The organism is Bacteroidetes bacterium SB0662_bin_6 (assembly GCA_009839485.1).
Taxonomy (GTDB): Bacteria; Bacteroidota; Rhodothermia; order Rhodothermales; family VXPQ01; genus VXPQ01.
Genome location: VXPQ01000040.1, coordinates 1 through 10,989, shown reverse-complemented (window position 1 = coordinate 10,989; position 10,989 = coordinate 1). Strand labels below are relative to the sequence as shown.

Genomic DNA, 10,989 nt, shown 5'->3' with positions numbered 1-10,989 from the left:
CCGCCACGCACAAGCGACTTTCCCCGAGAACCCGTTTATCCACGGCCTGCTAGGGAAACCCTCGGTGCTGAGGAGAAGCCATGACGAAGCTGCCTTCAAGGCGTTTGATCGGCCGTACCACGATCCTCTGCTTTCTTGTTCTGGTGTCTCCCGGATTGACGGCTGCACAGTCCCCCCGGACAATCCTCGTCGTTGACGAGTCGACGATCGACCAAGCAATCGACATGTTCCTTCCACAATACGATTCCTTACTCATCTCCCCTCTCTTACCTCAGGCTGTCAGTGACACGCTGTTTCATGCTGCGTGGTTTCGCCCGCGCACGGCGACAATCTTCGGAAGTGTAGCTTCAACTGGCGTGTTCCGGTTTGCGCCGGACTCGGATGCGTTTCCAACGCTGTCTCTTATTCCATTCGAGGTCCATGCCGACAACCGCGACAGCGCATGGCTTCGTATCGCCGATGCTCTCGATAGTTCTGATGAATACACCTTGGTAATGCCTGACACCACGCTTACCGGATTACCTAAGGAGGAAATGGAAGAATATTGGCGTGATGTCTTTGCGGATCACAACTTCATCCGAACCTTAGGGTTTTCGGATTTTGTCTACATCGAGCCGATCGCTGATAATCACACTAATAGATTGCAGGAGGTGTTTCTCCAGAATAGTAACCAACTCAACGCTTTCACAGACGCACTATCGGCTCACCCATCGCCGACAGCTTTGGACCAGCTGTTCTCAGACATCGTTGAGGAGAGAGCGAACAACGATGAGATTGCCGCGCTTCAGGCGATCTGGGAGACTACTAAGCATGATTTGTACGACGGAGACGATCTCAACATCCAAGAGGAACGTTGGATCCGTGACTTCGTTGCCACAACCGAGGACACCGTCCAATCTCCCGATGACGGTTTTCGTTGTTTAGTCACCGTCACGACAAACCCCAGCAATGGCGCTCGAATTACCTATTACAAATCTCTGCTGCCAGAGAGTCAAGCCGAGATGTTCGGCTATTCGGTGGCTTCCCTCAAGATCGAACGCGCCATGTGGACCTTTGTATCCTCCAGGAGTCAGCAGGGCGAATGGATCGAAACTGGCCGAGTGGAGCGCGTGGAGATTCGGCCGTCTAACGATGTCTGTAATGTGATTATTGAGGAAACGATCCAAATAGAAGGAGAATAGCCTCATGTCGAACGGCAACAGTAGCGAGGCGTTGGAGGCTCTCGGCGAATACATGAGGAGCGTTTGGGGATTGGCGTCTATAGTGTCGGCCGGCGTCCCGTGGCTGCTGGGTCACATAGGTCCCGGGCTAATCCCGCCGTGGCCAGGCGGGGTGGTGGGGCTTACCGCGGTCGTCGTGATTGCGGCCGTGCTTCTAGTATTCTTCAATTTGCGGCGACGGGCCGACGCGTCGAGGCGTCGATGGGGAACGCGTTGTGCGATCATGTGTGCAATATCATTGATTGCAATGATAGCGTCAAACGCTTCGTTTGTTGTCGAGCTTGATGATGACGGCGACGCTCGGGCGGTACGGGGATTTGTGGTCCGGGGAAACGTGGCGGAAACCATCAGAAGGGGAGAAGTTGGAGCTGACGCTCGATCGCTTCTTCGCGCGTACGGGTGGATGTCAGCGGACACGATTTGGCGGGACGTGGCGCTCGCAAAGACCCTCGTGTGTGTTTTCTTCGTACTACCATTCGCTTTCGGCGCCGCCAGCCTGTCGTGCTATGCGCTCAACGGGGAATCGGGTGATGGATTTCGGGGTGGCGCCGCAGCCCAGATCACGGGCCACGGGAAAGAGGAATAGTTGCGGGGTCTTCCCAGCTCGGGGAGGGCTTATGACGGTCGAAAGTGCTCACACGAAGCGGAAGGGGTGATGGTGGGTCTCTTTAAGATGCGGCGGCCTCATCATCCAGCCACCGCTGCATCCTTGCGGCCAGTCGACCGGGACACGGACGGAGCGCCCAGATTTGTTGGAGCCAGCGGGAAGGGCTCATCAACGATTCGGGCGCTGCGTTGGTGGCCAAGATTGACCGGAAACGATGTCGGGATGACGTGGTTCACCGGTCGGCCTGCCATGCCCGAGGCGCCATCGTTCAATCCTTCCGAGAAGCATGAAGGCGGATTTCCGCCGTCTCGGATCCTGAAGCGCCATCGCGAACAGCCTGGCACGTAGCTCATTCGACGCGCGCGCGTGCAAAGTGAATGCGTTCGGATTGTACGCCAGAGGTCGTCGCTCGACGAAAGCGGACTCGAGTTGGTCCCAAACGCCTCGCGGAACGGGAGAGGGGTTGGCATCATCGATCAGCTGCAGGTTTGCGGCAAGGGCATCGGGGGTTCCGACCGAAGCCATGATTCTCGACAGCACACGCCGATTGCGTTCGGGCAGATCTCGGTCACACAAGTTCTGCAGCCGCACTGCCACCTCTGGGCTTCGCTGCGCCAATGCCGCGAGCCGCTCGACCAGCGCGTTTTCACCTTGAAAACGGTCCGTCAGTACAATGCCGCAGATGTCCGGATCGACAAAGCCCAAGAGCAGTTCACGCGCACCCGGCGTATCGAGCGTGGCGATGGCTTGAACAAACGCCACTTCGAGCTGCTCGAAGGTTCGCTCGTCTGATGGGAGGTCGCGCAGCAAGTCGGTGGCGGCATCGGATCGGCTCTCACCGAGAGCGCTGACGACGTCCCGTAGTTCGTACCCCTTGAGCGGTCTCTTGCCGAGCACCTCTCGGACCCTCTCGATGCCGCCCTCGACGTCATCGGTCAGAGGGAAGAGGGCGATAATACGACGCAGAAGATACCTATCTGTGTCGTGCATCCACTCTTGTGTCCGTTGCAGAAAGGAGTTGGCTAAAGCGGACACCGTGGCTAAGGGTAGGACGACACCAGCCGTCAACAACCGTTCGGCTGCTTCGAGACGGGTGTGTTCTCCCCACTTGTCGGGCATGGCGATCACGTCGAGCACCGGTGCGGCGGAGCCGCGCCCGTCAACGGCTGCCAGTGCCTGCGCGAGCTGCTTCAGGTTATCGGCGGACCTCGGATCCTCACGCTGCTCACGCAGGCGTGCGATTTCTAATCGAAGCGCGGTGGCGAACCGTGTGCGCCGCTGGTCTTCGTCAGGGGGCGAGGTGGAGCCTTCACGGGCAGCCCACACCAAGTCGTGCCGAAAGTTCGTGTGCAGGGGACGCTCCCGTTCTGGCAGGAAGTGGCGCGCCATCGCCTCCGCGGCGACTCTGGCGTACTCCGGTTCGGGAAGCAGTTCCATGAGCACCTGATCGGAGCCGACCGGATCCAATCGGATCAGGGCTGCGACGTTCCAGTTCGCGTAGCTCGCGCTGGCGCCATCAACCCGGGGCCCTCGCTCCCCAGCCATCCGCGCGGCTCGGCCGCGGCGCATCCGCTCGATGTCGGCACGGATCAAGGTAACCAGGTCCGACATATCTTCCGGTTCTCCGACCTGCGCGATCGCAGAGGCTAGATGTGCTTTTTCTTCACCGGCTAGGTCATCTTGGCGGAGCACAACCGCAATGCTTCTCTTGAGGTACGCGCGAAGGTGCGCTTTAAGGTCTCCGTCGGTGACGTGCAGTCCTTCCTTGCCTGCCATGCCAACCCGGCTGAGGAGGCGCGCGGCGACCTTGATGTCCGACGCATCATCAGTGACCGCTGAGATAACGCCCGCCACCGCCACATCGTCGGGAATGCCGCGAAACAGAGCCTCCATCTGCCGTATCACTTGTCGTTCGACTTCGTGTGGCTGATCCGGCTCTGCGTACACCTTTCGAAACATCCGCCGTAAACCCGCGAACACTCGTTCTGCAAGCTTTGCATCCGCTTCAGCGGCGACCACCGCTATCATGCCCTCCAAGGGTCGGCACTCGAGGTTATCGGCCTCCAGGCGCGTCAGGTATTCCTCAACCACGTGGTCCGGAATAGCGGTTGCGAACGGCATCCACTGCTCGTGATCGACAAGGACGCCTTCGGCAACCTTGATCGCCACCCACTCGCTCGCCCACGCCGGGTCCGTATCGCACAGGTGCTTGAGCGCCGACTGGAGGTAACCCCAGCGCGAGTCGCGCACATCGCGGTCGGGTAGAGCCGCCAGCGCCTCCTGGATGACACCGTCCAGATCGGTCTCGCCGAATTCGACCAAGCGGAGAGCCGTTCGCAGGCGCGCCGTCTGGCTCTCGCTGGTATCGAGGGACCTGCGCAACGTGGCGATGGCTCGGGACCTGAAGGCTTTGGGCATTCGATGGGCGTCCTCTCGCGCAACATCCTCGAACGTCTGTGCGTCCAGGGATGCCAGAACACGGCTGAGCGCATCGTCGGACCTATGCCACATAAGACCCTCGACCGCGCCCATCTTCACGGCGATGCTGTCGTCCTCGATAGCGAAGGCTACGACCTCGGTGTCGATCCGCTGGCGCAGCAATTCGGCAACGAAAACTGATTGCGCTGCATCGCTCCAGCCACGCACGACCTCACGCCAGTTCGGACCCAGCGACGAGACCCGGATGTCTGGCCAGAGGCGGACCGTACGAAACCACACCTGTTCGTCCTGTTCGGAGAGAAGCGGCGCGATTAGGTCGCTGAAGTCGTCCATGCCCGTTGCAAGCATGGCGGCCACGGCATAGTCCCGAAAGTGATTGCCGCGCATGGCGTAGACGGCGCGAAACCGGTCGCCGACGACACTGCGGACGTCATCCCAGACGCCCGCACCGCAAAGCCGCGCAAGCTCGCCGGTGAACACGAGATCGACATCGAGCGCCATCTTCACCAGTCTTGCTCCGGCATTGACGTTGCCGTTGTCCGCACTGGCATCATCGCTCCGCTCGTCAAACGTCGCCGCGATCATGCGGAGAGGTTCAGCCCACGCCGGCTGGTTCACGTAAGCGGCCGTGAAGCGGCTGGTCGGGTCGCCGTCAGCGTCACGCAGGTCGAGAAGTCGTGCGCGGAGGTCGAGCGTGGCGAAGTACTCCTGTAGCTGCTGATGGTCGAATCGAAACGCTATCGTCGGATAGTCAACGCGTTCGAGAACGTGGTGCGCCGTGAGGGACGCGAGGAGACTCGGCGGAGCTGGCTGCTGGATCTGCCCACGGTTCGCGAGTACTTGTGCGACCTCAGCGACGATGGCGCGGGCATCGGCCTCGGGCAGCCCCACGGCGCCACGACGGGTCATCTCCGTGGCCAGGGCCTTCAGATAGTCCGCTTGCCTTCCGAAGATCGGTGCTTCCTGGAATGCGTTTAGGTGTTCTTCTCGTTGTTCCTGCAGATGGACAACTTGGGCTAGGATGCCGATCTTCGTAGAGGGGATTCTGGCGCCCGCTTCAAACAGCGCCGCGACCTCTGAAAGGATGAACGGTGTGCGTGTCAACTCGTCAAGCGACTCCTCGGCCTCGATGCGGGTGCAAAGCTCAGTGCTGTTCTTCCCCAGGCGTGTCGCGAGATAGGCGGAACGCTGCGTCCGCTTGAGGGGCCTCAACCGCAGCCGCACTGCACCAGGCAGCGGCGTCAAATGGTGGGTGCGGGTAGCGATGATGATGCCGGCGCTCGGAAAGCCGCGATCAAGCTCCCGGAGCGCATGGAGAGCGGGCGCTGAGTCGGATTCCGCAATCTCGTTCCAGCCGTTCAACAACAAGACGCACGGTTCGGCCTGCTGCACTCGTGCGAGGTCGAGGGCCGTGAGCCCCTCCGCTTGGAACTCAGCCATCCCGGCAATGTGTTCGAGGAGTCCCCGTCGCGATGAAGTCCACGCGGGGAGGTCGATCATGAAGGGCGTAACACCGTCACGCTCGCGTTGTGCGAGCTGAATCAGGGTTGTCGTTTTTCCGCAGCCAGCAGGTCCTTCGAGCACAATGCGACCGCGTTGCGAGAGCACGCGCCCGACCTGCTCAAGCGACAGCACGTCGGTAGACTCCGTGCCGTTCGGGACGAGCCTCACTGCCGTTAGATCGATTAGCGGCTGCCCCTTGATCTTGCCAGCCCAAGACTCCGTGACCACGGTGGCCGCGCGCTTGGTTCTCGCGATGAGGTCAGTGACCTGTGGTTCGTGATGGATGTCGAGGCGGAGGAAGGACGCACAAAGCGAAGCGTTCTTCGGCATCATCAGCAGCGTAATGATCTCTTCACGCTCGATGATGTGAAGGTTGAGGCCGAGGCTCTCGTGAATCGCTTGCTCCCAATTCCTACGGTCGGCGTTTCCGATCTTGGCGGGTGTCACAAAATAGAGCGTCTCCAGGTCAGGATGATTTTCTTTGGCGGTCTTAGCGTCGCCGGAGATCTTCCGCCATGTCGCAGTGATCGATGCGGCGAGGCCCTTGCCTATCTTCTCGCTCGTCCGGCTAGCGGGCGCATAGGCCTCGAGGCCGAAGTCCTTCTTCCGCTGGTTTGCGATGAGTTCGGGGCAGTGCTCCTTGCCGAGTTGGACGGCCAACCCTTGAAAAAGCATCCCCGCTTCTTGAGAAACGAGCTCGCTGAGGGCCCGTTCGATGTCGCTTCTCAGAATGGCCATTCGAGTCCTGTTTTGCGGTGCCGGGAGGGACCGAGAATATGCCACGCTTGGTTCGACCGGTCCAAGTGCGCTAGCCGATTCCGCTCCCGCCGATCATCACCGACTCGAACCGTTACCGCCCGTTTAGCCCCACCGGCGCCATCGCCCCGACGCCCGAGGAACGTCTTCCAGGGCGTGCCGCAGGGTCGGCCACGTCGGTCGTGTTCTTCGCCAACCATCCAACGTGCCCCTCGGCGACGTTACCCTCGGCGCAGCTCGCCCAACCGACTCGGCCGCTGACGGCCCTCGACACACCCGGAGTACCGCTACCGCTCTTCACCTCACATGCAACCAAGCGGTCGCCTGAAGCCGTGCCCAGCGCTGTCGAGGCCACCCAATCTGGCAGGTCGCCAGCCGATGCAGAGCACAAATCGTTTCTGCGAACTCCCGGCGGTCCAACCGCCGGTTCATCGACCTGTTCGAGCGAGCCGTACGCGCACCGCGTTAGCGATTCACGTGCGGCGTACACCTTGACGCGATTCCGACATGTCCCTTAAGAATTCGGCAAGCGCCGACGGACTCCAACCCTCGATCTATCTCCACCTAGCCACTCACCCAACGCCTACGAGATGACGCCTGAAGCCTTCTGGGACCTCTTGGAACCCCCAGATACCAACCCTGCGCTCCTCCCGGCATGGGCGGAGCAACGCCCCCTCTTCGACTTCCTAGAGCAGCAGCGTCGGGATGGACCCATCGTCCTCTACGCTGGGTGTGCCAACACCGGGTCTCTGTTGGTCGATGCTCTGCTGGTGCCACTGAAGACGATCGCGGGATTCGATAGCTCGAAGCTGCATAGCTGGGATTCCATGTTCGCCTCGCCCTATTGCGGCCTCGTGGAAGGCGGCGGTTTGCCACCACGTGTTGAGTTCGAGCCTGGAAATCATACGGTTGCAGGTACCAACCTCCCCGATAGCACACGATTGATCTTTCACCGCCATTTCGAGGGTCGAACCGAGGATGCTGACTATTTTGAGGTATCTCCATCGCTGACTCATCCTCACGATCTTCATTGGGTACCCGAACGTCAATCGTGGTGTCGGTTCGATGGCAATGGTGACGTAGAATCCGTCATCCAGTTGGTTAGGATGGCCCCACGCGGAACTCAGCGGACCGCCACGATCATCACAATCGCCCGAGAGATCATTGAACTTCACATGTCTGCCGCAGACAGTGTTGTAATTCAAATGTTCGACTCGACCTGTATCAACAAGAATTTTAGCCGCTGGCAGGGTCACGCTCGCGTCGTTAGCGATCACGAACGTAACTTGCACTATAGCGCTCTCATAGAGCCTTCACATCAAAGCTACGTCCGCGGGCTTCAAGTATTGCATCCGCGCAAGACCGCCGAAGAATTGGGTGCCGCCCTAGTCGAGGAAAAGGCGCAATCCAAGCGATATGAGTCATACACTATCGCTGATTGGCGGAATAGTGGCACGCGCGGCCGAAAGCCGGACCCACGAGTACTCCTGGATCATACCAAGTGCAAGCTGGTGACCGCTAGCTGCAACCCCAATAGCCTTGCGTCGTACTTCGATCCTCCGTCGACGCTACCATTCCAAATCTCCCCTGCGTTCTTTAAGCCAGATGTACTCAACAGATACCTTGCCGATCCGGACAAATACTCCGTGGACGATCAGTCCATATCGTGCCGGAACGCATGGCATCTCAAGATCTATCGGGTAAACGATGCAAAACAGATCTATACTTATGTGACCTACCTCGGAAATCTTCCCCATTCCGAACAGGTATACTGGAAATCATTCAATGAAGCGCCCCGGGCGGGCATGACGCAAAGTGCCTATGACACCGATTTCCACGGCAATTGGCTGCGCCAAGAGAATCCCATACGCGATGTGCGACGTACTGTGAGTGACTTGGAGGCAAGAGGTGTTGGTTGGTTCAAGCTGCGGGAACCGGATCTTCTCAATGGGCTTCACCGTCCTCTGACCGAGGCGCATCAGAGTTGGAACGATGTAGTCGGGAAGCTGGCGAAGCTCGTCAACGAAGGGTTGCAGAAGCGGTTCTTCGCCAAGAGTCTGAAGCACTTGCCGGCGGGCGATGTAGCGGGATGGGGTTCCATCCGATGTGCTGAGGAGGTCTTGAAAGCCGCGGACGTTCCTTCGGAGGTTGTTGCCGAGGCCATCGAACCTATCAGAGAGTTGCAGCGGCTTCGTACGAAACTGGTTGCACACTCGGGTGGCTCGGAGGCTCAGCAAATCCGATCGGGCCTAATTCGGACGCACGGTTCGCCCTACGAACACATCGACGATCTCTGTCGGAGGCTCGCTCACTCCCTGCAGCTCTTGGACAATTTCCTCAGTCAGTCGAACTAAGGCTTCGGATCATCGATGTCCGCTAGACCTAGTGATTCGTGTGCTACGTTATCGAGAAGACCGAGCCGGCTGGCCGAACCGGGCACTTGGGAGGTGGCATGGGCGATGGGTTGAACTGAGGAGAACATGACCCGGAAACGACGAAACCAACTCGCGGTCCAACTGGACCTAGGCGTGGAAGCCGAGCCCGAACGCCCAAAGCCGAAGCGAGGGGGGCAGGCGAGCGGTGCCGGAAGCTGGCTCCGGCGGTGTTCGGTGGTTGAGCCGGTCCCGGGACGGGTTTTGTGGCCTAGTGGCCGGTTAGTGCGGGACGATGAACGGCAACGCATCCTGCTCGATCCGCAAGCACATCACTCGTTCCTAGCCTTGGAGGAAGCTGCGTGGGAGACCGGCGAGGACCAGGTATGGCACGCAGCCAACTTGGTGAGAAGCAGAGGATGACAAGACCCGGCGTCAACCTTGCTCCTCCCGAGGCCTGTCCACGCTCGTTCAACTCGTAGAGGATCCCCCGGATGGCGGCCTACTACAGCTGCGACGAACTCGCTCCCGAGAAACGCCGAACATTCACATGCGGGCAGGCCGGAGGCGTTACGCGAGATGGGGAGCCGTGCGCCGCTCCCGGCCGACTCGACCTTGAAGGCCGGTGCCGGTGGCACACCATGTTGCCCGTTTATACCGTATACCAGATCGACTTCTCCGACGGGTATGCCTACGTCGGCGTCACATCTCGGCAGCCCGAAGACCGCATCCTGGAACACTTCGGATTGATCGGTCCAGGGGGGGAGTGGGTTGGAGACACGGGACCGGTCAACGGATACGGCAGGCCGGGGATTGCTGGACGGGCTGGCGCTTGGACTTGGTCCGTGCTCGCCGACTGTCTCCAGCGTCGGGACGCCTACGAGATGGAGCGGGACACCATTCGCCTACTGCCTCGACCGATCAACCGCCTCAACGCCCGCGCTTGTGGTGATCGTTCAGCGGCGGATGGTAGTACCGAATCAACTCTTCCTCGACACGGCAGCAGCGCATGTAGCTCCTATCCTCCCTGACGTGGATGTAGGTCGCGCCGAGATCTTCGGCTTCAGCCCACCTTTCGTGGCCGGAGAGCCGGTCGGCGAGCGATACGGTCTCGCCGATGTAGAGTGGCGTCCAGTGACCGTCGATGGTCAGCTTGGCGAAGATGTAGACGCCACGAACATCCCTCCAAGGCCCGTCCGGGCGGCATACCTTGAACTTGTAGTTTCGCCACGAGGCGTAGGCTTCCATGCCGTTTCCTCCCTCCCGAGCAGGGAATCGAACGAGCGGAAGATAATGCCGCCCCAGCGGGCAGATGAAGATCGGTTCAGAAAGGCGCTTGCCAGCTCTTCCACGCCTTGGATCCGCTCTGTGGGCTGCGTAGCCGCGTCTTGCGGCTCGAGGGCGAAACCGTCTCGGGGCTCCAGCGTGCCACGCACGGGTGCTGCCCGGGCTTCCCGCTGTTGTCCGGTCGGTCATGCTCCTCTCCGTTGCTCTTCCTGACGAAAACGTGAGACGGGTCGGGAGGCGGTGGAACGGCCTCTCGACTCGCAAACGAGACGGCCTCGGCGCCGGGAGCGACGCCCCTCGGAGCCTGACCGGCTGTAGCACCAAGGTCCGCCGCGGTCTCAACGGGGCGTCAACGGCGCCTCGCCACGCGCGAAGAGCCCCTGTGCAGTAGGAGCACGGCGCCCGCCGACCTCGCCGAATCAGGACCTCCGCGACCGCTTTTCCACGGCGCCCGGCGGGCCCCGGCCAGGCCCCCGCGCCGCCGCCGCAAGGGCACCGCGCGGCGCCACCCGCGAAGCCCCCCGGCGGCCGCCCGCCAGGCCACCCAGCGCCCCTCGAGCGGCGGCGTTTCGGCGCTCGCGCAGGCCCGTTTCCGGCACCCCCCGTTTTGGGGGACCCCCCTATTTGGGTGGTTGTGGATGGGGTGTAAAGACTTATTTAGTAGTGCTTTCCGATGTTCTCCGTCCCTTTCTGAATGGCGCGGGTCCGTTTCGATATGTTCGATGCGGGATCATCTGAGGGCACAGAGTTTTTTGGGCGCGGGCGGGCGCGTGAGGCGTCTGTTGGCCTCCGCTTAAGCTCACCC

The 10,989-nt window shown here is 60.7% G+C and carries 5 protein-coding genes; 3 read left to right on the top strand and 2 right to left on the bottom strand.

What is annotated here, in order from left to right; genetic code table 11:
- The first annotated feature begins 80 nt into the window (after nt 1-80).
- Nucleotides 81-1,181 (top strand): hypothetical protein, encoded by a 1,101-nt coding sequence (locus F4Y00_07670; protein ID MYE04832.1) that lies wholly within the window; start codon nt 81-83, stop codon nt 1,179-1,181.
- A gap of 286 nt (nt 1,182-1,467) precedes the next feature.
- Nucleotides 1,468-1,806 (top strand): hypothetical protein, encoded by a 339-nt coding sequence (locus F4Y00_07665; GenBank protein MYE04831.1) that lies wholly within the window; start codon nt 1,468-1,470, stop codon nt 1,804-1,806.
- 189 nt (nt 1,807-1,995) lie between these two features.
- Here the strand turns inward: F4Y00_07665 and F4Y00_07660 are convergent, their stop codons facing one another.
- Complete coding sequence (locus F4Y00_07660) at nt 1,996-6,507, bottom strand: NACHT domain-containing protein (GenBank protein MYE04830.1); 4,512 nt, start codon at nt 6,505-6,507, stop codon at nt 1,996-1,998.
- 608 nt (nt 6,508-7,115) lie between these two features.
- On the opposite strand from F4Y00_07660, the gene F4Y00_07655 reads away from it, so the two are divergent.
- Complete coding sequence (locus F4Y00_07655; GenBank protein MYE04829.1) at nt 7,116-8,879, top strand: hypothetical protein; 1,764 nt, start codon at nt 7,116-7,118, stop codon at nt 8,877-8,879.
- A 948-nt stretch (nt 8,880-9,827) separates the two neighbouring features.
- On the opposite strand, the gene F4Y00_07650 is transcribed toward F4Y00_07655, so the two are convergent.
- Complete coding sequence (locus F4Y00_07650) at nt 9,828-10,145, bottom strand: hypothetical protein (GenBank protein MYE04828.1); 318 nt, start codon at nt 10,143-10,145, stop codon at nt 9,828-9,830.
- Between the last annotated feature and the right edge of the window lie 844 nt (nt 10,146-10,989).

What these genes read in the sequence shown, in the direction of transcription:
- F4Y00_07655 (MYE04829.1), top strand. Translation starts at nt 7,116, where the DNA reads ATGACGCCTGAAGCCTTCTGGGACCTCTTGGAACCCCCAGATACCAAC.
- F4Y00_07660 (MYE04830.1), bottom strand. Translation starts at nt 6,507, where the DNA reads ATGGCCATTCTGAGAAGCGACATCGAACGGGCCCTCAGCGAGCTCGTT.
- F4Y00_07670 (MYE04832.1), top strand. Translation starts at nt 81, where the DNA reads ATGACGAAGCTGCCTTCAAGGCGTTTGATCGGCCGTACCACGATCCTC.
- F4Y00_07665 (MYE04831.1), top strand. Translation starts at nt 1,468, where the DNA reads ATGATAGCGTCAAACGCTTCGTTTGTTGTCGAGCTTGATGATGACGGC.
- F4Y00_07650 (MYE04828.1), bottom strand. Translation starts at nt 10,145, where the DNA reads ATGGAAGCCTACGCCTCGTGGCGAAACTACAAGTTCAAGGTATGCCGC.